Below are 25,319 nucleotides of genomic sequence, written 5' to 3'. Positions count from 1 at the left end.
CTAGTGGTTCTCAGGGGTGGCGGCGCAGGCTGCGGGACTGCCGTATACGGCGTACGCCAACCAGGTGGGATCCCCGCTGTGCTCGCGGATCGCTCGCCGTGCGTTCAGGGACGCCTGACCCAGATTCTCCCCCTCAGTGACCAGGCGCTCGTAGAAGGTGTCGGCGAAGAGCAACGCGGAGTCGGACCGTACCGGCCACAGGGTGCCGACGAACGCACCTGCGCCGGCCCGCAGGAACTGCGGTGCCCAGCCCAGACTGGTGGAAAACCAGTCGACCTGGCCGGCGCTGCGACACGCGTTGAAGAACACCAGCGGGTGGGTGCCGCGCAAAGCTCCGGACTGGGTGGCGTAGGCGAGATCGATCGGATCGAAGGGGCCGTCCGCCATCGCGACGTGAGAGCCGGCACTCGTGAAAGAGTTGTGGCAGGCAAAGTGCAGCAGCCCGTTGAGCCCCTCGTCGATGAGGTCGCTCACGGCGGCGCGATGGGTCAGAGTTCCACCGTCGGTTACAGTTGCACCCAGTCTGGCCCGAAGTGCGGCCACTTCACGCTCCGCTTCGGGTGGTGAGCCAGGCGGCACCACAAAGGCAGCACGGGTCAGGGACAGCTCGCGTACCCGGTCCTGCCCGAAGACTCGGCGGACCACGGGAAGCCACTCAGCGAGGAATCCGTCGCCTTCCCGCTGGCCGTCCAGGGGATACAGCAGTTCCCAGGGCACGGCATCGTGCTCACCAAGAACGGTCAAAGCGGTGACGCGCCCGGCCTCCTCCCAGAACTGCTGGCGTACGGCGTCGGGCACCGCCGTCGCCCACAGTTGCACGCCGAGATTGATCAGCCGTCGACGTGCCCGGGGCTGGTACCGGTCTTTGCCTCCGTCCTGCCCGGCTGCGGCTGCGGTACGCCGAAGCTCGTCGTAGATCCGCTCCTTCGCACCGTGGGAGTCACCCGCTACGAGACGGAAGGACTCAGGAGCGTAGGTGGTTTCGCTGAGCAACTGGAAGCTGTAGGCGCCGTCCGCGCCTCTGAGGACCTGCAAGGTCACCTCCCCCGGATCGAATGCAAGAGTGGTGAGCGGCGCCCTGCGCGGCGGACCGCCCCTGGCCGGTGTGTCGGGTTGCACGGAGACCTGGGCACGCAGTTCACCGAGGAAGGTGCCTTTATGGAAGGCCCGTACGGTAACGGTATGGAGTCCGGGTGCCATGGTGCGCAGGCCGAATTGCAGCCAGTGCGAGTCCCGACCGGGAGGAACGGTCAGCTCCTGCTGCAGATCTCCCAACGCCAGCAGACCGGGAGCGTGCACGGTGATGACAAGCTGCGCTCCCTCTGCCGGGATACGGAAGACCCGAAGTGCCACGCCAGAACCGCCGGTCTCCCGCGTGACCCGCACGTGCAGTGGCACTTCCCGCCCGGGGGGAGCCTGCTCGACCAACTCCGCTTCCAGCAGCCGTGGCTCCCAGCTGGACCCTTCACTGCCGTCGGCGCCGCCGCGTTGCCCCGGCCCGTGAGGACCCACCGAGCTGTCAGCTGCCGAGCCGACAGCCGACGATTCGGCACCGCCGCCGTGTCCCGGCCCGGGATGACCAATATCCACCGGCCCGGACAGTTTCGCGGTGCTGTCGTTCCCCCGTGTGCCGACCGGCTGGGCCACTCGGACCGTTTTGGAGGACCGCGTCTCAAGCGTCATCTCGTCGGCGTCGCTGACCTTTGCCTTCAGCCGAACAGTACCTGCCGTCGCGTCCACCACGTCCACCACCTTCGCGAGCAGTTCCGCGGTGTCAGCGTTCCCCGAGGCGCTGGCGAGCTGCACGGCCCGGCCCAGTTTCGCCGTCGCTCCGTCCTCGTCACCGGCTCTGCGCAGATCGAGCCCCTGCTGGATGACCTGGGCCAGCTCCGCCTGGCCCGTGTAGTGCGCGACCTGCGGATTGATGGAGGCCGTGGCGACCATGTCGTCGGTCCACACGGCTCGTATCAGCCCCTGTGCAAGGGTTCGGGGGGCTTCGTCGCCCGGCTGCGGCAGGATCAGCGAGATCCGCGCGCCCAGCATCTCCTGCCCGATGGACGCGGCCGGTACCCGAACGCACACGTGGTAGTCGCGGGACTCGTCCCCCCAGGAGCCGGTGGGGTAGTCCCCGGCGCGCGGCCCGGCCTCGGTGCGCCGCTCGGTGAGATCCTCGACGGTCGGCGCGACCTGCTTGATGAACGCGATCTCGGAGCCCTGCGGCGTCCACAGCCGCAGACGCACATCCGCGACCTCCTTACCCATCGCGTTCTCCATCATCTGCGTGAAGTCCGCGGCCAGGCCCGAGGGGTCGGCGACGATGTCCGCGCTGCCGAGCAGCGCGGAGGCGATCCCGGTGACCTCCTTGACCTCCCAGTCCGTACCCACTCCACGCGCGTCACAGGTGAAGCGTCCAGCGCAGGCGTCCAGGGCAGCCTTCAGCTCCTCCGGCTCCTCGTGCTCATTGTGCCCGTCGGTCAGCAGAATGCCGTGCCGGATGGGCACATCGGCCGAGGTCAGCAACTGGTCGGCGAGGCGCAGCCAGGTGCCGATCGCGGTGCCGCCGCCCGCGCTCAGCCTGCGCAGCGCGTCCTTGGCCTGGCCACGAGTGGCGGCGTCAGCCACCACGAGCCGGCCGTCACCGGGGAAGACCTCCTTCGCGACATGGGTGCCGGCGACCACGGCGAAGGCGACACCTTCGCGCAGCGTCTCGATGGCGGCCATGGTGGCGTCCCGCGCGTTGCGCATCTTCGTCGGCGGGTAGTCCATCGACTCCGAGCAGTCCACCATGATGACGACCGCGGCGCTCGGCCCTGATCCCGAGTACGTCTGGCCTGGGTCCGACACCGGCAGCGGCATGCCGCCGGGCGAGGTGACCGTCACGATGGCGTTGACTTCCTGGCCGCCCTCCGGAAGGTACTCGTTCTGGTACACGTCGACGCTGAACCGGAGTGCAGAGGGCTTCAAGAAGTTGGCCATGGATTGCGTTTGCCCTTCATGCTTCCTGTGGCAGCCCGGTGACATCCCCGAGCCGGTCGCGACCGTGTGTACGTTCCCTTGGTAGTTGTGTCACTTGCGGATATGACGGGCAGCTCGGAATCCTTGAACTTCAGGCCGTGCCCTCCCCGGTGGTGGAGCCGCGAACGGCACCCCCGAGCTGCCAAGAGGCCCTGCCGCTCTGTCCGACCACCGCGGGATCGCCCGAACAGGAGTGATGAACTGATGGTGTGGAGTCAGCCGCTGAGCGGGGCCGTCTCCCAGGTCTTCCAAGTGATGGTCTTCCCGGTGTCATCGGCGACCACATCAACTAGGGCGACGGTCCGCATCCGGCTGGTGAGTTCCGTGGTCAGTGCCTGCCGTTCGCTTTCGGTGACCGCGTCGGCCGGCCTGGCGCTCAGCCGGTAGAGCGTCAGGTGGAGCCACTCGTCGCCGACGTGGGGGCGTTGGGTCGCCCTTGGTCGCGGCGCGGACGCCGTGGACACGTTCGGTGAGTTCCGGGTTACGTCCGAGGGCTACGGGGAGGTAGACATGAAGGAGCGAGGGAGTTGTCCCCTCTTTCCGAAGTTCTGCGCCCCGCTGGAACGTGAAGCACTTCATGGTCATTCAACGTATAGACACGTGGAGCGAAGTGCACGGAGAACAGGAGAAGTTGGAGTCGCTCTACCGTCTGGAGGGATCTGCCGTCGCTCGTCGCCCCATCGCCGGCCCGCGAGAGCTCCATGCGCGATACGAGGCCAAGGGCTACGCCCGCGCTCCGAGACCCCGCCGGCTTCCGTGAGCGTGGGCATCGGGGCACAGACGCAGCACCAGGACGTCCGGCACATCACGGCGCCGACGACCGTCCATGGTGGTGGACAGGCGGAACGGCTGGGCGAAGACGGCCGTCACCTTCTGATCGAAGCCGGCGTAGAGCAGGCGGGTCAGCTCAAGCCGGGACTCGTACACGACGTCGTCGCGCACGGTGAAAGACCCATGCGTTCCCGACCAGTGCTTCTGCCCGTCCCGCCCCCGGAACATACGCCACGGCAGCGAGGGCTCGAAGACGTCAGCGCCTGTCGTCGACCACACCAGGTCCTCGCCGATCGCCCCGTCCAGGAGGCGGAGACGCATGGTGGCTTCGCCGACCACACGCGACATGCCCCCCGAGCAGCGAGAGCGGGAAAAGGGCAAGGTGAACTCCGCGTCCGTCGCCTTGAACGAGGCAGCGCTGATCGCGAAGGACTGCGGCATGCCGGACCTGGCGCGCACTCTTCGGGAACTGAAGCGGTCATCGACGGCCGCACCGTGTCCTTCAAGTTCTTCACGCAGTCCTCGGCCGACCACCAACAGATGTGCCCGCGGCTGTGATCCGTTCTCCTCGGTGACGGGGGGCCGCGCCCTCGCCGCAGCCGGCCGATGGGACCACGCGCTGGCCCACGCCGAGCAGCACCGCGTCGTGGGCCGGCGCCTCTTCGACGGGCGGCAAGGAGAAGTCCAGTCCTTGTGCACTGCCTCAGCGGGCAGCCCAGCGAAGCCCTGACGTTCCTCAACAGCACCACTCCGGTTGAGACTGGAAGCACGCGGTCGCGGCGTGCCTCGCCGTGCTCTGGCATGCCGCAGCCGACGAGAGCCCGGTCGGCGCCCTCGAAGCGATGATCGAGCGCTATCGGTCCCTCGGCGCGAACCCCGAGCTTGCGGTCTTCCCCATCCGAGTCGGACTGGTCGTGCTCGACCTCTTCCCCCGTACCCACCAGGCCGCAGCCTCGCGCTGCCTCGTCCAGGAGGCAGCGGGGCCCGGGAACGGATACATCGCGTGTGGCGGCCTCGCCCACCCCCTGTGCCACAGGAGCGGCGGCCGAGGTGGCGTTTCCCAGCGTCCACAGCGAGCTATGTGGCATCCTGCGGGGCCTCGTCCAGGGGTGTACGCGCCGTGATTCGTGCGCCGGCTCCAAATCGTAGGGGCGGGGAAGGAGGATATGCCGCAATCGAAGGTGCGATGCCCGACCGGGCTTCCGGCTTACCCGTGCCGGGAACCACGTGGGCTCCGCGCCGGTCGAGACTGACTGATACGCACGGTGTCGGCGTTTTGGCCATTCCGAGCCCACAGCCGACCCGGGCCGGAACAGGGCTCGCGGCCCGCAGCGCTCTCGTACCCCCGTGATTGCGGTTCCCGAGCGCGACCGAATGACGTGTGTTCGAAATTGCTGCCGGGTCGTTGGTCCTCACGACTCTGCCGAAGCGACCGTCCTAGGGGGAACGATGACCTCGGCCATCACACCGGAGCAGCCGCCGCAACAACCCAACGGCACCTCGCAGAACGACGAACCGGAAAAGGTCGGTGTTCGAGACGAGGAGTTCCTTTACCGAGACGAGTCCCGGCTCCAGGCGGGATCGCTGTTGACGACCCGCACGATGGCGCGGCGACTGCCCGTGCTCGTGCTGCGGTCCGTGAGAATGGCGTGGCGGGTGGACCGCGGTGCGACGGTCGGGCTGCTGGTGTGCCAGGTCGGAACCGGCGTCCTCGCGGCTCTCGGCCTCCTGGCCGTCACGGGAACGATCACCGCGCTGATCTCCTCGGGCGTCATCACCGAGCGGCTGTGGGACGCCGCTCCGCAGCTGGCTGTCATCGCTGCGGCAACTGGACTGCGCGCGCTGCTGGGCATCGTCGTGGTCTGGCTGACCGGGCGTCTGCGCCCCGTTCTCGCCCGGGCGGCAGAGCTGACGATGGTCGAGGCCGCGCTCGGCGCGGAACTCGCCGCCAACAACAAGCCCGGCTACAACGACGCCTACGACATCGCCGACCGCGGCGCCCAGGTCACCCCCGATCTGGTGGAAGAGGCCCAGGGTGTGCTCGCGGCCACCGCGACGCTGGCGGCCGGCGCCACCGTCCTGACCGTTCTGCATCCGCTGCTCCTGCCGCTGCTCTTCCTTGCGTGCCTGCCGCAGGCAGCGGCCTATGTCCGGTCCGCGCGCGTGATCTACCTGGCGGGCCTGGAGACCTCCGGGCGAAGGCGGATGTTGAGCAAGCTTCGCTGGCACATGGCGTACATGGAATCCAGCGAGGAGATGCGCGCCTGCTTGGCCGGCCCGTTCCTGATCGGCCGGTACCGAAAGCTCGCCGCCTCCGTCAACGCGGCTGAGCGCAAGGCCGCCGACACGGGTGCCTGGATGGGCATGGCCGGTGCTCTGGCCGGCGGGGTCGCCTCGATCGCCGTGTGGGCGGCACTGTTGTGGCTCCTGGCCTCCGGCCGCATGAGCCTGGCTGCCGGAGGCGGCGCCGTCTTCGCTCTCCAGACGGCCACCGGCTCCGTGCGGGGCATCATCAGCGGAGGGGCGCGGCTCGTGCGCACCGGCTGGTACGTACAGGACTGGCAGAACTTCCTCGACAACGCCCACGGCCAGGCCATGGCCGACTCCCGTGGCACCGCGCCCCTGACCGCGCCCCCGGAGCGCTTCGAGGTCCGGGACGTCACCTACCGCTACGACGGCGCCCCGAAGGACGCCCTCAGCGGAGTATCCCTGCACGTGCGGCGCGGCGAGATCGTGGCCCTGGTCGGGGAGAACGGCTCCGGCAAATCCACCCTCTCCCGCTTGCTGTGCGGACTTCTGCTCCCCACCGAGGGCGAAGTGGCCTGGGACCACACCTCCACGACGGAACTGGACCCCTGGCAGGCGTGGAAACAAGTCGCCCTGGTCCCCCAGAAGTTCACCTACCTGCCGCTGACGATGCGGGACAACATCAGCTTCGGCCAGGGCGACACGAGCGACGCGGCACTGCTCGCCGCGTGCGAGGCATCCGGCGCCTCAGAGATGCTGCCCAACCTCCGCTCCGGCCTGGACACCCTGCTGACCAGCGAGTGGTTCGGCGGGCAACAGCTCTCCGGGGGCCAGTGGCTGCGCCTGGTACTCACCCGTGCTTTCCACCGGCAGGCGGCGCTGGTGGTGATGGACGAACCGACGGCAGCACTCGACGCACGGGCCGAGTACCGGATCTTCTCCGGCCTCCGCGAGCTGGCCAAGGACCGCGCGATCCTGCTGATCACGCACCGGCTGACCAACGTGGCCATCGCCGACCGGATCGTGGTCCTGGACAAGGGCCGGATCGTCCAGGAAGGCACGTACGCCCAACTCACCCAGTCCCCCGGGCTTTTCCAGTCCTTGTGGGAGCTCCAGCGACGGATGAGCGGCGAGATCGCCTCATGACCGTTGCCCACCCCCCACCGGGCACCTCCCTCCGCCCCGCCCGAAAGGCAGTACCCGTGGCCTCTCCCGTCTCTCCTTCGGACCCCGTCGCGTCGCAGGCTCCGACATCGCCGGCGCAGCACGCTGCGTCCCGCCACGCGGTGTGGCTCGGCGCCGCCGCGATCATCACCGACCAGATCGGCCGCGTCCTGCTGGTCCGCCCCACCTACCGCGAGGACGACCGGTGGCTGCTGCCCGGCGGAGTCGTCGAAGCCGGCGAACACCCGCACGACGCCTGCCGGCGCGAGATCACCGAGGAGCTGGGCCTGCCGGGCCTGCCCCTGTCGCGGGTGCTCGCCGTCCACTCCCTCTCACAGCACCGCCCGGGCACCAGGCCCGGCGCACCCTGCCCCGGCGAGATCCGGTACGTCTTCGACGGCGGAACCCTCACCACGGACCAGACGAAGGCGCTCCGCCTGCCCCGGGAGGAGCTGTCCGAGTTCGCCTTCCTGGAGACCCGGGACGCGGTACAGCGGCTGCGCCCCGTGGACGGGCAGATCATGCTCGCCGCCTACCGCGCCCGGCTCGGGAACACCGCCGCCGCCCACCTCGCCGACGGCCGGCACATCTTCGACGTTCCGCCGCTGGATCGCCATGACGTCCACGTCCGCTACCGCCCCATGTGGGACAGCCCGCTCAACCGCGCCCCCGTCCCCGAGCGGCTGCGCGTGCAGCAAGCCTGGTCGTGGTGCTTCGTTCCCGACGGAAGGATCGTCCTCGTCGCCGTCCCGGCTCCTCGGGGCGCCCTGCCGATGCTGCCCGGCGGCACCGTGGAGAGGACAGACACCACGCCCGAGGCCACCCTCCACCGCGAAGCGGCTGAGGAAGCCCAGCTCATCCTGACCGATCCGGTGCGGCTGGGCTGGGTGCTGGACGAGACCGGCGAGGTCTACGGCGGGGTGGGACCCAACGCCCGGCTCCGCCTCGCCGCCCGGGTCACCGCCATCGGGCCGACCGCCGTCGATCCCGCCACAGGCCGCCCCTTCGCACGCATGCTCGCCACCCCCGCCCAGGCAGCCGTCCTGCTGGGGTGGGGCCCGCCCGGACAGCGGCAGGCCCGGCTCGCCGCGGAGACGGCGCGCGAGCGGTGGGGCCTTCCCGCCCCTCGTGCCGCCGCCATCGAGGAGATCCCCGCGGAGGGGATGCGGCTGAGCTGATCGAACGCCCGCCCCACCCCGTCCCGCTCCATGCACCTCTGAGGTTGCCCCATGCCGCTGTCGCACGACCACATCCGCACCACCGTCGAGACCTACCTCGCGCGCCACCCTCGCGAACGCGAGCAACTCGGCGCCCTCCTGGACGCCCTCGAACGTCCCACCGACATCGCCGGCCGTTCCACCTTCACCGGGCACGTCACCTGCGGCGCGATGGTCGTCGATTCGCTCGGCCGCGTTCTGCACGTGCTGCACCTGGCAAGCGGCAAGGTCCTCCCTCCTGGCGGACACGGCGAGCCGTCCGATGAGTCCCTGAGGGCTACGGCCCTGCGGGAACTGCACGAGGAGACAGGGATTCCGCCCCAGGCCGTCTCGCCGTGGCCCGGCTACGAGACGGTGCCGCTCGACATCGACATCCACGACATCGACGCCCGCCCGGGCAAGGGCGAACCCGGCCACCAGCACTTCGACTTCCGGTTTCTCTTCCGCCTGCACACCGCGACCGTGCCGACGGTAGTGCTGCAGGAGGAAGAGGTCGGCGGCATCGAGTGGCGGTCCGTGGACAGGGTGACCTCCCCCTCCCTGCGCGAGAAACTGCTCAAGGTCCCGTCGGCAGCGGGACCGGAGACGGCCAACGCCTCCGTTCTGATCTTCAACGACCGCGGCGAGTACCTGCTTCACCTGCGCGACTACTTCCCCGGCTTGATCTGGGAGCCGGGCATGTGGTCCCTGCTGGGCGGCGGCCGAGAACCCCAGGACGCCACCCTGGAGCACACCGCGCGGCGTGAACTGGCCGAGGAAGCCGGCCTCGACATCGCCGGCCTGACCCCGTTCGGCACCGAGTACGCCCCCGACGACGCCGGCGAAGCCGTGCCCATCGCCATCTACGCCGGCCGCTGGAACGGCGACCCCCGCGAACTCCGACTGACGGAAGGGGTGATGCTCGCCTGGTTCGCCCCGGAGGACCTCCACCGCCTCCGCATCACGGACACCACCAGCGACCTCGTGCGACGCCACTCCGCCGGCCACCCGACCAGCACCGCGTCCCAGAGCGGGCTCGCACCGCAGAAGGACGGGCACCCAGCTCCACCGCACGGCACGGTTCCGAACGTCATCGGCGTCCACCTTTACCTGGAAAGGGCCGACGGAACGGTGCTGCTCGGGCTGCGCCACCCCGACTCCCCGTTCGCGCCGTCCACCTGGCATGCCCTGGCCGGCCACTGCGAGCAGGAGAACGCCATCACCTGCCTGCTCAGAGAGGCACGAGAGGAAGCCGGCCTCCACATCGAGCGCCAGGACGTCGAACTCGTCCACGTCGTCCACCACATCGACAAGGCCGGGGACCAGCCCCGCATGGGCCTGTTCTTCCGCGCCCGCGCCTGGAGCGGCGAGCCGGAGCTGCGCGAGCCGGACAAGTGCACCCAGTGGGCATTCTGGGACCCGAACGCGCTCCCCGACAACCTCGTCCCCTACACCAGGGCGGCCATCGGAAAGATCCAGAACGGGGAGCTGTACAGCGAGACGGGCTGGCCCGCATGACCGGCACACCGGGCCGCGCACACCGTCGCGTGTCCACCACGGCTGCGGCCGGCCGGCCGGACACTCGCCTCGTGGTGATCCGCGGCAACTCGGCATCAGGCAAGTCAAGCGTGGCCCAGGGCCTGCGAGATCACCACGGCCGCGGAATCGCGATCGTGAGCCAGGACATGATCCGCCGGAACGTACTCAGAGAACACGACACCGCTCGCGGCGCCACCATCGCCCTGCTGGGCAGCATCGCACGCGAAGCTTTGAACGCCGGCTTTCACGTCGTGCTCGAAGGGATCCTGTACGCCGACCGTTACAGTCACATGATCACGTCACTGGTACGGGACCACCGCGGCGTCTCCGGCTGCTACTACTTGGACGTGCCGTTGGAGACGACGTTTGTGCGACACGCGTCGAAGGCTGATGCCGCGTATCTGGAGCAAGTCACCGACAGCCACCTCGCCTCCTGGTACCGAGCGCTGGATCTGCTGCCCGGCGGTCTGGAGACCGTGCTCCCGGCCGACAGCACCCTGCAGGACACCATCGCGCGGATTCTGCGCGAAACCGGCCTGGCCTCTGCCTCGTCCATACCGCCGCCGTGCAAACCGTCGCAGGGAGACGCAGTGAACAGTCTGGTGCTGATGTCCGATCCGCGGGTGGCCGCGATCCCGGTGCGCGAGTGCGGGGAGCCGCTCGTCGACGTGCGTGATCACGGCTTCCGCGTCGATCCCCGCAAACAGGACCGGCTGGGCGCGTTCACCCACGTCCGCGAGGGCGTCCTGGCCCGGCTGAAGCACGCCCGCTCGCTCCTGCCCGCAGGCGTGGACCTGCTGTTCATCGAAGGCTACCGGCCACTGGCCCTCCAGCAGCGCTACTTCACCGCGTACCGCGACGAGCTGGCCGTCGCTCACCCCGACTGGGGGGCTGAACAACTGCACCACGCCGCCAGCCGGTACGTGTCACCACCGGAGATCGCGCCCCACTCCGCGGGCGCGGCCGTGGACGTGACCCTCGTCGACCAGGACGGCCACGAACTCGACCTCGGCACCCGTGTCAATGCCTCCCCCGAGGAGAGCGACGGTGCCTGCTTCACTCACGCCCCGAACCTCGGCGATCGCGCGCAGTACCACCGCACGCTGCTGCTCAACGCCATGGAAAACGCAGGTTTTACCAACTATGCGACCGAGTTCTGGCACTTCTCGGCAGCGGACCGGTACGACGCGCTGATGAGGCAGGAGCCGCATGCGCTCTACGGACCGATCGAACTTCCTTAGCGTGTCGACGCTCTCATCCGCTTCCTCGCCGCCCACACCGATCCGGCAACACAGGAGCGTGGCCACCACACCTCTGACCCGGTAGTGATCCCAGGACCGCAAACGGACGGACCCATCGAACGGAGGCACGCGTGCCTGACGACACTCAGCAAGCGAACCCAGCTTTCCCGAGCCCGGCGGCCGGAGACGAACCACACGAGCACCACATCCACCTGCTCGGGCGCTACTACCGCCACGTGGAAGCGGGCCGCAAGACGGTCGAGGTGATGGTGGCCGCTCCGCAGAAGCGCGCCGTCGCGGTCGGTGACACGGTCGTCTTCCGGGATCGGGAAACCGGGCGGGAACTCGATGTCATCGTGCAGCGGATCACCCCCTACCGCTCCTTCGAGGACCTGCTCAGCTCGGAGGAGCCCGCGCGCATCGACCCGAACGGGCCGCCCGGAGAGCTGCTCGCCGTCCTCCGCAGCATGTACCCGCCGGACAGGGAAGCCCTCGGCGTTCTCGCCCTCGCCTTCGATCACCGCCCCGCACGGGCCGGCCGCCCCATGCCGATGACGCCTCAGGCGTACGCGCAGACCGTCCCCCATCACACGGTGTACGGCTGCCTGTACATCCGCGACGAGCACGACCGGCCGGTTCAGCTCCGCTCGGTCTACGGCTCGCGGCTCTGGCAGTTCCCGGGCGGGAACCTCGACGCTTCCGGCGAGGACCCTCTGCAGACCGCCCTGCGCGAGACGGTCGAGGAGACGGGCCTCGAACTCGGTCTGGACACACCGACGCTCCTCCTGACGCACTTCCTGCACGCCGGGCCGCGCCTGCCGCTGAACAAGGTGGGGCTCGTCTTCGACGGAGGGCAGCTGACCGCCGACCAGCTCGGCCGGATCCGACTCGACCCCGCGGAGCACGACATGTGGGCGGTCCACGACCTGCTGGCCTGGAAGGAGTTGATGGCTCCGCGTGCCTTCGACCGCCTTGACGCCGTCGAGCGAGCCCGCCATGGCGAGGGCCCCTCCTATCTGATCACGCACACCTGATGTTCCACACCACTCACCCGGGAGTCATCATGCTCGCCGAGGAGACCAACACCCGCGCCTGGCAGATCTACGGCCGGCGCCAATTGGCCCGTGGCTACACCCCACCCGTCCCCGACCGGCTCGGCTGGACGCCCTGGGACGGGGTCGGTCCGGGCGTAGAAGCCCTCGGCGACGTCACCGGCCGCCGCGTCCTGGACATCGGATCCGGAGCCGGCCACCACGCCGTCCATCTCGCCCAGGCTCACGGGGCCCACGTCACCGGCATCGAGCTGTCCCCAACCCAGCACAAGCGTGCCGTATCAGCCCACGCGGCAGCGGACGGCGTGGAGTTCGTCCAGGCAGACGTGACCGAGTACCTGGTCTCAGCCGAGCCGTTCGACGCCGCGTACGCGATCGGGACGCTCGCCTTCATCGATCCGCACCGCTCGCTGCCGGCATTGCGCGGCGGCCTGTGTCCCGGAGCCCCGCTGATCCTCTCGCTCCTGCACACCGACCTGCACGGCCGCGGGCCGTCCACGGAGGTGGCGCCGCGCGAACAGATGATCCAGCTGCGCGACGACCCACCCCTGCCTACGCAGATGTGGGTTCTGACACCGCGGCTGTGGGAGGACCTGCTCACCGAGTACGGCTTCCGCGTCGAGACCATCGACCTGCTACCACACCCCGACGAGAGCGCCACCGTCGTCCAGCAGCTCATCCGCGCCCAGCGCCTGCCCGACCGACCGCCGCGCGTCACCGGTCGGCCCCGGAGCGCCCGAGCCCCAGCCGCGCACGCGGCCGTCGGGGTCGGAGCGATCCTGCTGAGCGAGCAGGGCATCCTGCTGGGCCGACACCGCCTCGGCACCCTCGAACTGCCTGGTGGCAGCGTGGAGGCCGGCGAATCCTTCGAGGACGCAGTGGTCCGCGAACTCGCCGAGGAGACCGGTCTGGTCGCTCGCGCCGAGGACGTGGGGCTCCTGGGTACGCTCGTCGATCACGTCTCCGGTGTCCTGCGGGTGACCGTCGCCGCGGTCGTCCACACCTGGCAGGGGCAGCCGACCACGCAGCCGGACGAGAGCATCGGCGGCTGGGAGTGGTACCCGCTCGACCGACTCCCCGAGGACCTGTTCGTATGTAGCGCCCAGATCCTCACCGCCTGGCAGCCCGACCTGCCCATCGACCACCGGTCGGCGTACTTCACTGCCTTCGCCGCAGCCAGGTAGACGACGGCGCGCTATTGGCACAGCAGCTCTTTCGCCTGCCCGACCGCCGCATGGACGGATCCCCATCCAACGACGAGGGAAGGCGGCCTTCTCCGATCGTGGAACAGGCATAGGCGACTTCGTCGCTCCCACACCTCGGCTGCCCGCCGAAGTCGCCCTCACGCTCCGGCACGGGCCGAGCAGGAGACTAGGTGATCGAAGTCGGGTCGAGTACGTCGGCGACGGCGTCCAGCGCAGCCCGCCACGGGTACGTGGCGGGGTTACCTTGGCCCGGCTCGTTCGGGGCGAAGCCGCCTGCGCCGTACAGCACCCGAACCCCAGCTCCCTGGAGGGCGTCGATCGACCGCTCTAACTGCGGATGGGCGACGTACGCCCCAGATGCCCGTCATGTCCGTTCCCCTTGAGAGGTTCGGCTTCGTGCTTACGGACGCTGGTCCTTCCGGTCCAGTCGCAGCCGGGCCCAGGGCGGCGGATCCATCCCTGTCGCGAATGGCCGCCTCGGTGACGGACCGCTCCGTGTCGGGGCCGAACTCGTTGTCGGCAGGGAGCCGCGGGTGCCGGACGGCGATGAAGGCTGTGCCCGAGGACTTCGACGCCCCCTCCCGCGTGCACCACGCAGCGTCAACTGGTCAGACAGGGTCGGTGAAAGAGAGCGACTTGCCGGTGGCCTGGGCGTAGGCGATCTCCCTGCTCGTGGACTCGCCGATATAGCCGCCGGGGTTGACGACCAGAACTCGGTCAGCCAGATCGATCCTGCGCAGGTGGAGGGCGTCCAGGGCGGTCTTCTGCTCGTTGGTGATCGACTCGTCCACCTCGACCGGCGCGACGACGATCACACCTGCGAAGGTCAGATCACGGTTCGCCGCACGCATCTCGTTCACGAACCGGGTGGAGCCACAGATGCAGACAATCTCAGGCCGGTCGGGCACGCCTCGGTCCTTCGGTCGAGCTGGCAACCGTCAGCGCGCGGGCTGACGTCAAAGACAGACACACGAGCTATCAGTTTACGTAGCGGGTGGGACGCCGCACAGCTGCACCGTCGCAGGCAGGAGGCATGGCCCGTACCGGGAATCCATGCGGGCGATTCGCGGCCGGCGGCAGAAGCGACCCGCCGCCGGCATCTGCCGCCTTCAAGGGGGACGAGAGGCCGGAACATCAGGACGAGCCGCCGTGTCGGAGCCTCATCGGCGGGCTGGTGGCGGTGGCGAGCGAGGTGAAAGCCTGGACCGTCAGCTCGCGCCCGCAGCCCAGGTCCTCCACCTCGACGGCCTCCTCGACGCCGACGAGCCCGGCAACCTGGTTGTACGTCAAGTGGTCGACGCGGCCGCCGAGGAGCGCTGGGAGACGTCGTGACCCTCGTGCTCGGCGTCGTCGTCGGGTTCAGCTGAACATGTCGAGGTAATGCTGTTCGTGGGCCGGGTGGTAGGCGCCGAAGTCGACGGATGCCGGGTCGCCCCCGTTCTCGGCGACGACGAGCCGGTCGAGGTAGTAGTCCCAGCCGGGGCCGACGCCGCCCGCCATCGCTGGGTCGTCGCCGACGGACTGGGTGAAGGTGAGCGTGGTGGTCCCCTCGTGCTCGACGAGCGTGAGAGTCATGTGCCAGACGAGTTCCTGGCCGGGAACCTGCGACGTGAGGGCCAGACGGTGAGGAGCCTGGCACTCCTGGATGGTGAGGAGTTCGGGTTCGTGCTCGTCGCCTTCGTAGAGCATGCGGAAGTCGACCGAGCCGGTCGACGGGTCGCCGGTCCATTCGCCGATCCATCGGGCCAGACGTTCCGGCTCGGTGACCGCCGCCCAGACGTCCCTGATGCCGGCCCGGAAGGTGCGGTCGAAGGCGATGCTGTCCAGGCCGTCAACGCTCACACGACGCCCGGTGGGGGTACTGGTCATGCAGATTCCTCCTGAGAGCTTGCGGTGCCGGGAGCGGCGTCAGTGCCGGCCCGACGGTCATGGACGGTTCTGCGCACCTCAAGGTCGAGGGCGTCGAAGGCCTTCTCGGGGATCGGTGGGCGGCGCCCGGCGAGCTCGTCGAGCAGAGCGCGCACCGGGGCGAGGCCCGGGCGGGCGAGCGCGTAGTGGCGCTCGCGACCGCGGTCCTCGACGGTGGCCAGCCCCGCCTCGGTGAGCAGTCGCAGGTGCTTGCTCACCGCGGGTCGGCTGATCGGATGCCGTGCCGCGAGGTCGACCACTCGGGCCGGGCCGCGGGCAAGCGTGCGCAGCAGGTCACGGCGTATGGGGTCGGCCAGGGCGATGAACGGGTCCACCCCCCTATTGGTAACCTATGAGTTACCAATAGGCAAGCCGCCCGGCCGCCCCGCTGGAGGCAGTCGGCGTTGCCGATCGCAGCCCAAGGGGCCTCGCCGTCGAGAGTCACGGCGGAGCCGTCGACCGGGCCACCGCACAGCTCCACTCGGCGTCAGGGCGACACGTCCCGCAGGCTTGGACACCGCCGACCGGCCCGGCGGCGCGGCGGACGGCCGGCGGCCGGCGGCCGGCGGCCGGCGGCCGGCGGCCGGCGGCCGGCGGCCGGCGGCCGGCGGCGACAGAAGACGGCCGCAGGATGTGAGCGGTACTCGACCTGCGGAACGTGGGAGTTCATCGGGCCCCCACTCCGAGAGCCTCGCGCTCGCCCCGCCTCCTTGCCGGGCCTGACGCACTCGATTATTGACCGATCAGTCCAGATAAGGCTAGGGTCTTCGACGTGGCCAGGACCAAGGAATTCGATCCGGACGCCGCGCTGCAGTCGGCCCTTGAGCTGTTCTGGCGGCGCGGTTACGAAGCGACGTCGGTGACAGATCTCGTCGAACACCTCGGCATCGGCCGCGCCAGCATCTACGCGACCTTCGGCAGCAAGCACGAGCTGTATCTGAAGGCCATGGACCGGTACACGGAGACGCGCGACCCGCTTCTCGTGTCCGAGCTGTCCCAGCCAGGCCCCGCACTGCCTGCGGTGCGGAGCCTGGTGCGCCGCTTCGCCGCGGAAGCCGCCTCTCCGGAAGGGCGGCTGAACGGCTGCTTCGTCACCAACACCGCAGCCGAGCTGGGCCCGCACGACCCCGCGGCGGCCCGCCGGGTCGAGATCAGCTGGGAGCACATCGAGACCCTGCTGCACTCCGCGCTCGTACGGGCCCAGGCCCAGGAAGAGCTCCCCGAGGGCCGTGAACCGCGAGCACTGGCCCACCTGCTGCTCGTCCTGCTACAGGGCGTACGCATCGTCGGCAAGGCTTCGAGCGATCCCGCCCGGGTTCGAGACGCGGCCGAACAGGCACTGTCCCTGCTGGACTGAATCACTCCGCATCACACCCGCCGGAGCCGCGAGGCCGCTTCTGCGTGCCCAAATAATGGACCGTTCGGTCAAATATCAGGAGGGACTGCTCACACGCGACAGCGCCTCCTGATCCCTGGGCGCGACGGGGCCTCCCCCGCCGCCGCGACCCTCCTGAACCACCGCACCAGTAGTCCGTCACTCACCGAGGAGTCACCGAAATGAACCGCTTCACCGGCAAGACCGTCCTCGTCACCGGCGCGGGCTCCGGCCTCGGCCGGGCCGTCGCGCTCGCCTTCGCCGCCGAGGGCGCGTCCGTGGTCGCAGCGGGACGCACCGCGGCCTCCCTGGCCGAGACAGTCGCTCTCATCGAGGCAGCCGGTGGCACGGCCGCCGCCGTCACCGCCGATGTCACCGACTCCGGACGGCTCCAGGATCTCGTTCGGGAGAGCGTCGCCCGCTTCGGCGGACTGGACGTCGCGGTCAACAACGCCGGGATATTCCGGGGCGCGGTCCCCGTCGGCGAGGTGAGCGAGGAGGACTGGGACGCGGTGCTGCGGACCAATGTCACCGGCGTCTGGCTGGCCATGAAGCACCAGATCGCCCACATGAAGGAGAACGGGGGCGGCACCATCGTCAACGTCTCCTCCAATCTGGGCGCACACCTGCGGATCCCGAACGCCGCCGCGTACATCACCTCCAAGGCAGCGGTCTCCGCGCTGACCCGCGCCGCCGCTCTCGACCACATTCACCAGGGCATCCGCATCAACGCCGTCAGCCCCGGCGCCTCCGCCGCTCCCATGTCGCTGCGACCCGGCGAGACCGAGGCCGACCGTGCCGAGCGGGTGAAGACGGAGAACCCGCTCGGCCGGGTCGCGGAGGCCGAGGAAGTGGCGGCCGCGGTGCTCTACCTCGCCTCGCCCGCTGCCGGCTCGGTCGTCGGCACCGACCTGGTCATCGACAGTGGATCGTCGGCCTGACCCCCCTACCGGAGACTGAGCAAGCTACTGCGGGACAGCCAGGATCCGCGGAGTCCAGGACCCGGCCTGCGCTCCGCTCCCCCACGCATCGCACGGCCTGGACCTCCCCGACGGGCGCCGGCGTGCGGGTTCCTCGGCCGACGCGGCTTCCATGGACGGGACGTGACGGGCTTCGCGGCCACGTGCCGCAGCGGCAGCTCAGAGGTGACCGTCCAGGAACTGCCGTACTTCGGCGGCGGTCATGGGCCCCGTGCCGTGCGCCACCGCCTCTCCCTCCTTCAGCAGGACGTAGGCCGGGGCTCCAGTGACCCCGTATCTCCCGGTCGCCGCCGGACAGCGTGTGATGTCGGCGCGGACGACCGCCAGGCGCCCCGCACAGTCGTCGGCTATGCCACCCACGACGAGGTCCATCGCCCGGCAGGGCTCGATCGCCTTGGGCCATGTCCCGGTGAAGTACGCGAGGACCGGGACTCCGCTCATCCTGACGATGAAATCGAACTCCTCGTCCTCACGGGGTCGGTGAACCCGATGTGCCATGGAAGCTCCTGCCCCGTCGTTCCGTCGTTCCGTCGTTCCGTCCCATCATCCCTCGCGCGGTGCGCCGGTCGGCACCGTCCGAAGACCGACCGCCAGCGTCAGTTCGAGGACCCGGTGTGGCGATGCGAGATCCGGGAACAGCTCCCGCAGCTGCGACATCCGGTACCGGACCGTCTGGGGATGGACGAACAGTTCCGCCGCCACCTCGTCCCGTCTGCCCTGGTGCAGCAGCCACGCCCGCAACGTCGCCTCCAGCCGCCGCGCGGTCGCGATGGGCAAGGTCCGCAAGGGTGCGAGGGCTCGGGCACGCAGGTCCCCGAACGCGTCCACGTCGGCGCTCAGCACCAGCTCGGGCAGGTGGTCCTCGGTGTCGCGGATATCGGGGGAGAGGGAGCGTGCGCGTGCGGCTCGTGCGTACGAGTCGGACGCACGCGTCCACGGCCGGGCCGGGCCGGCCACGGCCGTGCGGTCGGTCAGCTGCCGCAAGAGATGTGGTCGGTCGGCATCGGGGACGAGCAGCACACCGGTGGCATCCGGCAGATCGTCGAGGACCAGGGTGTTCGGGTCGAGCCTGCGGTAGGCAGGCCGGGCCTGGGCGGCGGGCAGCAGGACCGCGGTCAGCGAAACCGGAGGCTGCCACCCGGCCCGTTGACCGGAGGCCAGCAGCACGTCCAGGCTCGCACCTGCGAGGAGGTCGCGGGCCAGGTGCTCCAGGTGGCGCTCGTGGGCCCTGCCCCGGGCGGCGAGTTCATCGGCGTGTCCCGCCGCGCTCGCTGCGGAGAGCTCGTCGATGTAGGCGAAGGTCAGCTCGGCGAACTTGGCGACCTCGGCGGCGGGCAGACCCGCGGGTACGGCACCCGCCGCGAGGCAGCGCCAGGCGACGCGGGCGCCGACACGGTAGGCACTGAGCAGGGCGTCCATCGAACGGCCGTCGCGCACCTCGCCGCGGCCCAGCTCGTAGGCCGCGTCACCGCCGTCGCCGCCTGCGGCGTTGCCGCTCGCGAGGTCCAGGTAGTGCCCGAGGGCGGTGTGGACGGCCCGGCGGATGGTGCCGCCCATGCGGCCCGAAAGGGCGTTGGCGTAGGAAGGGACCTCGTCGATGATCGCCTGGACGACCTCGTCGGCAGTGGTCTTGAGAGCGTCCCGAAGGACGGTGACCGTCGTCTCGTCCAGGGCCAGCTCGCTGGCCCTCCGGATTGCATGGCTCACAATTTGTTCCCTGCGAACAATTCAGCTGATCAGATTCACGTCCTGCGGTCAGGACTTTACGCCATGGGGCGCAGCAAGCTGGGGTCATGACGAGTGCAGCCCTCCGCAGTAGGGCCTGGAAACTGCTGGAGATGGTCACGACGCCGCTGCTGCCGTCGGACTACCTCGACCTGGTCAGCCCGCTGCGCGCGGGCGCTGACCTGTGTGGGCGCATCGAGGCCGTGCGCCCCGAGACGGGCGACGCCGCGACTGTCGTGATCAGGCCGGGCCGGGGCTGGCGCGGTCACACGGCCGGTCAGTACGTGCGGATCGGGGTCGACGTCGACGGGGTGCGCCTGTGGCGTGCCTACTCCCTCACCTCGCCGACACATCGCCGGGACGGCCGTATCACGATCACCGTGAAGGCGATCCCGGACGGCAAGGTCAGCAACCACCTGGTCCGCAGGGCGAAACCGGGCACGCTGATCCGGCTCGACCAGCCGACCGGCGACTTCGTCCTTTCGCAGGCCAAGCCCGCCAAGGTGTTCTATCTGACGGCCGGCAGCGGGATCACGCCCGTGATGGGCATGCTGCGCGACATCGATCTCGACGACGTCGTCATGGTCCACTGCGCGCCACGGCCGCAAGACGTGATCTTCCGCAACGAACTGCACGGTCTGGTCGCGGACGAGAAACTTCGTCTCATCGAGGTGCACACCGAGACGGACGGCATGCTCGACATGGCCCGTCTCGACGGACTCGTACCCGACTGGGCCGAGCGCGAGACCTGGGCCTGCGGGCCCGCGGGCCTGCTCGACGCCGCGGAAGAGCACTGGACCGAGCACGGCGTCCAGGAGCGCCTGCACACCGAGCGCTTCCGTCCCGGCATCGTCGTCGCCGGCGACGGCGGCGACGTCACGTTCAGCGCCTCCGGGAAGACCGTCGCCGCGGACGGCGCCACGCCGTTGCTGGACATCGGCGAGGAGGCCGGCGTGCTCATGCCCTCCGGGTGCCGCATGGGTATCTGCTTCGGCTGCGTCACGCCGCTCAAGGCGGGCGCCGTCCGCGATCTGCGCACCGGCGGGATCACCGAGGCCGAGCCGGGCGTCCTCATCCAGACCTGCGTGTCCGCCGCCGCGGGCCCGTGCGACATCGAACGGTAGGAGCACCTTGACCGCCATCGACCCCACCGCCCACCTGACCGCGGAGCAGATCGAGGAGCTGGGCCGCGAACTGGACGCGATCCGCGACGAGGTGATCGCCGACCGCGGCGAGAAGGATGCCGCCTACATCCGCAAGGTGATCGCGGCGCAGCGCAAGCTCGAGCTGGTCAGCAGGGGTGTGCTGCTGTTCTCCCTCTTCCCGCCCGCATGGCTGATCGGCACCGCCGGGCTGTCCGTGGCGAAGATCATGGACAACATGGAGATCGGCCACAACATCCTGCACGGCCAGTGGGACTGGATGCGGGACCCGAAGATCCACTCCACCACCTGGGAGTGGGATCACGTCTCACCGTCCGATCAGTGGAAGCACTCGCACAACGAGCTGCACCACACGTACACCAACGTGATCGGCAAGGACAACGATCTCGGGTACGGCATCATGCGCGTCGACGAGGACCAGAAGTGGCACCCCTTCCACCTCGGCCAGCCGCTGTGGAACTTCCTCAACGCCTGCTTCTTCGAGTACGGCATCGCAGCGTACGACCTGGAGCTCGGCAAGAACCTCCACAAGCGCCGCCGCAAGAACCCGGAGTTCCGCGCGCGGGCCAGGGCCGTGGGACGGAAGATCCGCAAGCAGGTGCTCAAGGACTACGTGATCCACCCGCTGCTGTCGGGCCCGTCGTTCCTCCCCACACTCGCCGCCACCTTCACCGCGAACCTGGTCCGCAACGTCTGGACCCACTCGGTGATCATGTGCGGGCACTTCCCCGAGGGCGTACAGGTCTTCGAGCGCCGGTCGATCGTGGGCGAGACACGTGGCCAGTGGTATCTGCGCCAGATGATGGGCTCGGCGAACATCAGCGGCAGCAAGGCCATGCACTTCATGACCGGCAACCTGTCGCACCAGATCGAGCACCACCTGTTCCCGGACCTGCCGAGCAACCGGTACGCCGAGGTCGCGGTGAAGGTGCGCGCACTGTTCGAGAAGTACGAGCTGGAGTACGTCACCGGCCCGCTGCCCAAGCAGGTCCTCTCCGCGTGGCACAAGGTATTCCGGCTCGCACTGCCGAACAAGGAGACCAAGGTCCAGGCGCCGGACCGGGAGCAGGAGCTCGTCGCCGCCTGAGCTCCCGGTACGGGTTCGGTTCTCCCGGCCGTACCGCCGACTCGGTGAGATCTTCCGCGCAGGCGCGTGCCCTCGCCACCACGGCGTCATGCCTTGGCGGCGAGGGCACAGGCGCGGCCGGTGAGATCAGTGTCCTGCGACGACGCCCGACAGCTCGTTGGTGCTCTTGGGCAGGGTGACGGAGGTGAGCTTCTTCCCCGTCTCCACGTCGATGGCGTGCAGCGCCTTCCTGCCGGGCTCGGAGACGTAGGCGACGTGTCCGCGCACGAACAGGGTGGGGCGGGCCTGCTGCCAGTCCAGCGGCTCCTGCCATGCGCCCACGACGGGGATCTTCTTCTCGATCTCGCCGGTGTCCGGGTCGATGACGTGCAGGGCGCCGTCGGTCCCGAGGACCAGGGCCTCGCCGTGCGGGCCCCGGGCCAGTGAGCGGAAGGAGTAGCTGGTGCCCAGGTCCACCAGGCGCAGCTTGCTCTTCTCGGTGTCGATGAGGGAGACGCGGGTGGGGCGTTCCAGCTCGGCGTCGGGGTCGGTCTTGTAGTCGCCCAGCAGAACGGGCGAGGCGTCGCTGCCGGCCTGGTTGCCGATGCGCCCGTAGTCGTCGGGCGAGTCGATCTTGGTGAACTTGCCGTCCTTGTAGATCAGGATGCCGTCCTCGCAGCCGACGCCGACGGCTTCGTTCTTCGCCGCGGCCTCACCGTGGACACCGGGGCAGTCCTCGCTGCGCGCGACCTCCTTGTCGTTGCGGTCCAGCACCAGGGCCCCGGTGCGCTTCTCCTCGGTGCCCAGAGTGCTCACGAGTCTGCCGTCGGCCAGCTCGATGGCGACACCGTGGTGGGCCTCGGCGGAAGTGTAGGTGCGCCCTGACGGCTTCTTGCCGCTGCTCAGTGCGGTGGGGTCGAAGACGTTGACCTCTCCGGTGCCGTCGGTGAAGAGCACGGTCTTCGCGGCGTGGCGGACCACGTGTCCCGGCTTGGCGCCCTTGTACTCGATGTCGGTGAGGGTTTGGTCGGTGGCGTCCAGGACGCGGAATCCGCTGTCGGTGGAGACCATGACGTGGTCCTCGTCGCCTGCGGGGTTGACCCGGTTGAAGCCGGGCAGGTCGATGGTCTTGGCCAACTTGAGGCTCTCGCCGTCGAGGATGTAGAGGCCGCCGTCGAAGGTGGCGACCAGCGGCTCCCTGACCGCCACCGCGGGTGTGGCGCTCGCGGCTCCGTCGGACGTGGTGGCGGGGGAGGAGGTCTCTCCGCCGCAGGCGGTCAGGACCGTGGCGGTGGCCAGGGCCAGTGCGGTGCCCGTGAGGGCTCTGCCGCGTATCGACTTGTTCATGGGGCTGTTCCTTTCTGCGCCGCGCGGTGGCGGCATGGGGTACGACGAGCCGGCACCCGACGGACGGGTGTGCCGGGAGGAAGGGCGGGTCAGGGCGAGGGTCAGGCGCCGGTCAGGCCGTTGACCATGGCGGTGGTGTTGGCGCGCATCATCCGCAGATAGGTGTCGGCGCCCGCACCCTTGGCGGTGAGGGACTCCGAGTGGAGTGCGACGACACGGACCCCGCCGCCCAGTTCCGTTCGCAGGACCTCGGCGAGCCGTCGGGGCTGGGAGGAGTCGGCGAAGACGGTGCGCACGCCCGCTCCCCGCATCGCCCCGGTGAGGGAGCGCAGATCGGAGGAGCTGGGTGAGGCCAGGGTGGTGCCGCTGGGGATGACGGCACCGATCACCTCGAAGCCGAAGCGGTCGGCCAGGTAGCCGAAGACGTGGTGGTTGGTCACCAGGGCCCGCTGGTCGGCGGGGACTCGGCCGAAGGACTTCTCCATCCAGGTGGTGAGGTCGGCGAGTTGCCTCGCGTAACGGTCGGCGTTGTTCTGGATCGTGCCGGGGTCCACGCCGGTGACGTGCTCGATGACCTGGTCGGCTATCAGGCCCGTGACCTTGTGCATCCGGTCGGGGTCGGTCCAGAAGTGCGGGTCGGGCTGCCCTTGCTCGCCCTCGGGGCCGCCGTCGTCGGCGGTGTGGAAGGTGAGCGGGTCGGCCGCCTCGCCGGCGGCGAAGGCGGCGACACCGGACTCGCGGGCGGCGTCCACGTGCCGCAGGACGTTCTCCTCCAGGCCCAGGCCGTTGTACACGACCAGATCGGCCTGTTCCAGCTCGGCTGCCTGTACCGCCGACAGGCCGAAGGAGTGCGGGTCGGCGTTGGGTTTCATCAGGACGGTGACCTCGGCCTCCTCGCCGACTATCTCGCGGGTGACGTCGCCGAGGATGTTGGTCGTGACGACGATGCTGGGCCGGTCGTCGTCGGTAGTGCAGGCGGTGACGGTCATGGCTGCCACGAGGGCGAGCAGACCCGCGATCAGGTGTCGCGGGCGAGCGGTGCCCACCCTCGCACGGTGGTTCACCTCGGTTCGGCTCATCGTCCGGCCTCGCCCATGAGGACCGGCTTGACGTCCAGATCGAAGGAGCGCGCGATGCGCAGGCCGTCGTTGTAGTCGATCTCGAACACCTTCTTGCCCTCGGGGTCGTTGACGTAGGCGCGGCTGCGGTCGACCTCGATGACGGGGGCGCTGCCGTCGGAGTCGCCCTTCTTCCCTGCTGTCAGCAGTGACTTGGTACGTGCGGTCTGCTTTCCGGTCGCGATGTCATAGCCGTGCACCGCTCCGTCGGTCTCCAGAACGAGCAACGGGGACCCTTCGCCGGCCGTGTTGACCGCGACGACGGGCCCGGTGTCCACCCGTTTCCAGGTCCGCTCGGTGACGTCGAGGACCCAGACGGCGTCGGCTCCGGCCGGGGCGGTGAGAGTGTCGCTGCCTGGCCGGTGGCGGAAGGCGGTGGCCCGGTCCTGCGCCGGAACGTGCTCTCCGTACGGGATCTCCTCGGCGGTGAACGCGCCGCCCCGCTCACGCACGAGCAGGGCGCCGTCCGCACAGCCGAGAATCACGCCGCGCCGGGTGACGGCGTCCCCCCGGGGAGCTTCACAGGTCACGTCCGGGGAAGCCAGGCGTTCGCCTTTGCGATCGAGGACGGCGAGTTCCGCGGTGCCGCCCTTGTCCACGAAGGCGAGCAGGTGTTCCTCGTACGGCACGACGGCGCCGGTGTAAGTGCCGTGCAGCATCCGGGGAGTTGCGATTCGCCCCTTCTCCAGCTTGCCGCGGTCGTAGAGGACGGCGCGGCCGTTTTCGTCGGTCACCGCGGTGACGGCGGCATCACTGCGCATCTGTGCTTGGCTGCCCGCAGGAATCTCCCCCACGTCCCGCGTCGCCGCGCTGTAGTAGTGGACGTGGTCGCCGTGGTCGACCATCCAGGCGCCGCTGTCGAGCACCCGGGTGCTGTCGGGGGCGGGGAGGTAGCCGAACCTGCCGTCCGTGTCCAGCCGTACGGCGCCCTTCACATCGGCCGTCCTGTGCACCTTGCCGGTGACGAGGTCCAGGACCCTGGTCTTCCCGCTGCCGGGGTCGTTCAGGAGAAGCCGGGACTGCTGCTCGGCGGCCTCCTTCGCTCCCTCGACGTACCCGTGCGGAGTGGCGGAGGAAGGATTCGCCCCGGGCCGCCCGGGGCCGGGTTCCTCCCCCGCGCAACTCGTGGTGAGCAGCGCGGTGAGCACCAGTGCGGCCGATGCCCACGGAGTGACGTTTCTGCGGACGGTCATGGTGATCGCCTCTG

The 25,319-nt window shown here is 69.6% G+C and carries 22 protein-coding genes and 2 pseudogenes; 10 read left to right on the top strand and 14 right to left on the bottom strand.

What is annotated here, in order from left to right:
- From ACH4RG_RS21515 to ACH4RG_RS21500, 4 genes and pseudogenes are all read right to left on the bottom strand, one after another.
- Window positions 1–558, bottom strand: a pseudogene (locus tag ACH4RG_RS21515) (CHAT domain-containing protein); the annotation flags it as partial.
- 1,086 nt (window positions 559–1,644) lie between these two features.
- Window positions 1,645–2,976: pseudogene (locus ACH4RG_RS21510) on the bottom strand (VWA domain-containing protein); the annotation flags it as partial.
- A 254-nt stretch (window positions 2,977–3,230) separates the two neighbouring features.
- Window positions 3,231–3,479 (bottom strand): hypothetical protein, encoded by a 249-nt coding sequence (locus ACH4RG_RS21505; RefSeq protein WP_397917964.1) that lies wholly within the window; start codon window positions 3,477–3,479, stop codon window positions 3,231–3,233.
- A gap of 259 nt (window positions 3,480–3,738) precedes the next feature.
- Complete coding sequence (locus ACH4RG_RS21500) at window positions 3,739–4,107, bottom strand: hypothetical protein (RefSeq protein ID WP_398539973.1); 369 nt, start codon at window positions 4,105–4,107, stop codon at window positions 3,739–3,741.
- 1,128 nt (window positions 4,108–5,235) lie between these two features.
- On the opposite strand from ACH4RG_RS21500, the gene ACH4RG_RS21495 reads away from it, so the two are divergent.
- The 6 genes from ACH4RG_RS21495 (at window position 5,236) to ACH4RG_RS21470 (ending at window position 13,409) form a co-directional block, all read left to right on the top strand.
- Window positions 5,236–7,179, top strand: coding sequence for an ATP-binding cassette domain-containing protein (locus tag ACH4RG_RS21495; RefSeq protein WP_397917962.1), 1,944 nt, complete (start codon window positions 5,236–5,238; stop codon window positions 7,177–7,179).
- A 56-nt stretch (window positions 7,180–7,235) separates the two neighbouring features.
- The gene (locus ACH4RG_RS21490; protein ID WP_397917961.1) at window positions 7,236–8,375 is read left to right on the top strand and encodes an NUDIX hydrolase; all 1,140 of its coding nucleotides are present in this window, start codon (window positions 7,236–7,238) and stop codon (window positions 8,373–8,375) included.
- Window positions 8,376–8,426: 51 nt separating this feature from the next.
- Complete coding sequence (locus ACH4RG_RS21485) at window positions 8,427–9,911, top strand: NUDIX domain-containing protein (RefSeq protein ID WP_398539972.1); 1,485 nt, start codon at window positions 8,427–8,429, stop codon at window positions 9,909–9,911.
- Entirely contained in the window at window positions 9,908–11,173 is a 1,266-nt protein-coding gene (locus ACH4RG_RS21480) for a M15 family metallopeptidase (protein WP_398163495.1), read from the top strand. Before ACH4RG_RS21485 ends, ACH4RG_RS21480 begins: the two co-directional genes overlap by 4 nt.
- A 131-nt stretch (window positions 11,174–11,304) precedes the next feature.
- Window positions 11,305–12,207 carry an NUDIX domain-containing protein gene (locus tag ACH4RG_RS21475; protein ID WP_398539971.1) on the top strand — a complete coding sequence of 301 codons (903 nt, stop codon included), beginning with the start codon at window positions 11,305–11,307 and terminating at the stop codon, window positions 12,205–12,207.
- Window positions 12,208–12,236: 29 nt separating this feature from the next.
- Complete coding sequence (locus ACH4RG_RS21470; RefSeq protein WP_398163527.1) at window positions 12,237–13,409, top strand: bifunctional class I SAM-dependent methyltransferase/NUDIX hydrolase; 1,173 nt, start codon at window positions 12,237–12,239, stop codon at window positions 13,407–13,409.
- A 187-nt stretch (window positions 13,410–13,596) separates the two neighbouring features.
- Here ACH4RG_RS21470 and ACH4RG_RS21465 read toward each other — a convergent pair whose 3' ends face one another.
- The 5 genes from ACH4RG_RS21465 to ACH4RG_RS21445 all read right to left on the bottom strand — a co-directional run bounded on the left by ACH4RG_RS21465 (window position 13,597) and on the right by ACH4RG_RS21445 (window position 15,673).
- The gene (locus ACH4RG_RS21465; protein ID WP_397917957.1) at window positions 13,597–13,719 is read right to left on the bottom strand and encodes a hypothetical protein; all 123 of its coding nucleotides are present in this window, start codon (window positions 13,717–13,719) and stop codon (window positions 13,597–13,599) included.
- Between the two features lie 319 nt (window positions 13,720–14,038).
- Window positions 14,039–14,338, bottom strand: coding sequence for a hypothetical protein (locus ACH4RG_RS21460; RefSeq protein WP_397927359.1), 300 nt, complete (start codon window positions 14,336–14,338; stop codon window positions 14,039–14,041).
- Window positions 14,339–14,564: 226 nt separating this feature from the next.
- A complete protein-coding gene (locus ACH4RG_RS21455) occupies window positions 14,565–14,720 on the bottom strand; it encodes a hypothetical protein (protein ID WP_397917955.1) in 156 nt (51 codons plus the stop codon).
- A gap of 69 nt (window positions 14,721–14,789) precedes the next feature.
- Entirely contained in the window at window positions 14,790–15,299 is a 510-nt protein-coding gene (locus ACH4RG_RS21450; RefSeq protein ID WP_397927358.1) for an SRPBCC family protein, read from the bottom strand.
- Window positions 15,296–15,673, bottom strand: a complete 378-nt coding sequence (locus ACH4RG_RS21445) for an ArsR/SmtB family transcription factor (RefSeq protein WP_397927357.1) — start codon at window positions 15,671–15,673, stop codon at window positions 15,296–15,298. Before ACH4RG_RS21445 ends, ACH4RG_RS21450 begins: the two co-directional genes overlap by 4 nt.
- Before the next feature lie 437 nt (window positions 15,674–16,110).
- Between ACH4RG_RS21445 and ACH4RG_RS21440 the strand changes: the two genes are divergently transcribed.
- Both ACH4RG_RS21440 and ACH4RG_RS21435 read left to right on the top strand, forming a co-directional pair.
- The gene (locus ACH4RG_RS21440) at window positions 16,111–16,695 is read left to right on the top strand and encodes a TetR/AcrR family transcriptional regulator (protein WP_397917952.1); all 585 of its coding nucleotides are present in this window, start codon (window positions 16,111–16,113) and stop codon (window positions 16,693–16,695) included.
- A 200-nt stretch (window positions 16,696–16,895) separates the two neighbouring features.
- Window positions 16,896–17,654 (top strand): SDR family NAD(P)-dependent oxidoreductase, encoded by a 759-nt coding sequence (locus tag ACH4RG_RS21435; protein ID WP_397917951.1) that lies wholly within the window; start codon window positions 16,896–16,898, stop codon window positions 17,652–17,654.
- A gap of 198 nt (window positions 17,655–17,852) precedes the next feature.
- On the opposite strand, the gene ACH4RG_RS21430 is transcribed toward ACH4RG_RS21435, so the two are convergent.
- Together ACH4RG_RS21430 and ACH4RG_RS21425 are read right to left on the bottom strand one after the other, a co-directional pair.
- Complete coding sequence (locus ACH4RG_RS21430) at window positions 17,853–18,191, bottom strand: thioredoxin family protein (RefSeq protein ID WP_397927356.1); 339 nt, start codon at window positions 18,189–18,191, stop codon at window positions 17,853–17,855.
- A 45-nt stretch (window positions 18,192–18,236) separates the two neighbouring features.
- Complete coding sequence (locus ACH4RG_RS21425; RefSeq protein WP_397917949.1) at window positions 18,237–19,400, bottom strand: PucR family transcriptional regulator; 1,164 nt, start codon at window positions 19,398–19,400, stop codon at window positions 18,237–18,239.
- A 131-nt stretch (window positions 19,401–19,531) separates the two neighbouring features.
- Here ACH4RG_RS21425 and ACH4RG_RS21420 point away from each other — a divergent pair, with 131 nt between their 5' ends.
- Together ACH4RG_RS21420 and ACH4RG_RS21415 are read left to right on the top strand one after the other, a co-directional pair.
- A complete protein-coding gene (locus ACH4RG_RS21420) occupies window positions 19,532–20,542 on the top strand; it encodes a ferredoxin reductase (RefSeq protein WP_397918127.1) in 1,011 nt (336 codons plus the stop codon).
- A gap of 7 nt (window positions 20,543–20,549) precedes the next feature.
- Window positions 20,550–21,668 carry a fatty acid desaturase family protein gene (locus tag ACH4RG_RS21415; protein ID WP_397917948.1) on the top strand — a complete coding sequence of 373 codons (1,119 nt, stop codon included), beginning with the start codon at window positions 20,550–20,552 and terminating at the stop codon, window positions 21,666–21,668.
- Between the two features lie 126 nt (window positions 21,669–21,794).
- Here the strand turns inward: ACH4RG_RS21415 and aztD are convergent, their stop codons facing one another.
- From aztD to ACH4RG_RS21400, 3 genes are all read right to left on the bottom strand, one after another.
- Window positions 21,795–22,994: a zinc metallochaperone AztD gene (gene aztD, locus ACH4RG_RS21410; RefSeq protein WP_397917947.1), complete on the bottom strand. Its 1,200-nt coding sequence runs from the start codon at window positions 22,992–22,994 to the stop codon at window positions 21,795–21,797.
- Window positions 22,995–23,095: 101 nt separating this feature from the next.
- Entirely contained in the window at window positions 23,096–24,073 is a 978-nt protein-coding gene (gene aztC, locus ACH4RG_RS21405; protein ID WP_398163490.1) for a zinc ABC transporter substrate-binding protein AztC, read from the bottom strand.
- The gene (locus ACH4RG_RS21400) at window positions 24,070–25,305 is read right to left on the bottom strand and encodes a hypothetical protein (protein WP_397927355.1); all 1,236 of its coding nucleotides are present in this window, start codon (window positions 25,303–25,305) and stop codon (window positions 24,070–24,072) included. Before ACH4RG_RS21400 ends, aztC begins: the two co-directional genes overlap by 4 nt.
- Between the last annotated feature and the right edge of the window lie 14 nt (window positions 25,306–25,319).

The organism is Streptomyces sp. NPDC021019 (assembly GCF_044333295.1).
Classification (GTDB): Bacteria; Actinomycetota; Actinomycetes; order Streptomycetales; family Streptomycetaceae; genus Streptomyces.
This window is presented reverse-complemented; position numbering and strand designations above follow the sequence as displayed.

Coding starts and splice junctions, on each gene's coding strand:
- ACH4RG_RS21500 (WP_398539973.1), bottom strand. CDS start 4,107: ATGCGTCTCCGCCTCCTGGACGGGGCGATCGGCGAGGACCTGGTGTGG.
- ACH4RG_RS21495 (WP_397917962.1), top strand. CDS start 5,236: ATGACCTCGGCCATCACACCGGAGCAGCCGCCGCAACAACCCAACGGC.
- ACH4RG_RS21485 (WP_398539972.1), top strand. CDS start 8,427: ATGCCGCTGTCGCACGACCACATCCGCACCACCGTCGAGACCTACCTC.
- ACH4RG_RS21480 (WP_398163495.1), top strand. CDS start 9,908: ATGACCGGCACACCGGGCCGCGCACACCGTCGCGTGTCCACCACGGCT.
- ACH4RG_RS21470 (WP_398163527.1), top strand. CDS start 12,237: ATGCTCGCCGAGGAGACCAACACCCGCGCCTGGCAGATCTACGGCCGG.
- ACH4RG_RS21450 (WP_397927358.1), bottom strand. CDS start 15,299: ATGACCAGTACCCCCACCGGGCGTCGTGTGAGCGTTGACGGCCTGGAC.
- ACH4RG_RS21435 (WP_397917951.1), top strand. CDS start 16,896: ATGAACCGCTTCACCGGCAAGACCGTCCTCGTCACCGGCGCGGGCTCC.
- ACH4RG_RS21430 (WP_397927356.1), bottom strand. CDS start 18,191: ATGGCACATCGGGTTCACCGACCCCGTGAGGACGAGGAGTTCGATTTC.
- ACH4RG_RS21420 (WP_397918127.1), top strand. CDS start 19,532: ATGGTCACGACGCCGCTGCTGCCGTCGGACTACCTCGACCTGGTCAGC.
- aztD (WP_397917947.1), bottom strand. CDS start 22,994: ATGAACAAGTCGATACGCGGCAGAGCCCTCACGGGCACCGCACTGGCC.
- aztC (WP_398163490.1), bottom strand. CDS start 24,073: ATGAGCCGAACCGAGGTGAACCACCGTGCGAGGGTGGGCACCGCTCGC.
- ACH4RG_RS21400 (WP_397927355.1), bottom strand. CDS start 25,305: ATGACCGTCCGCAGAAACGTCACTCCGTGGGCATCGGCCGCACTGGTG.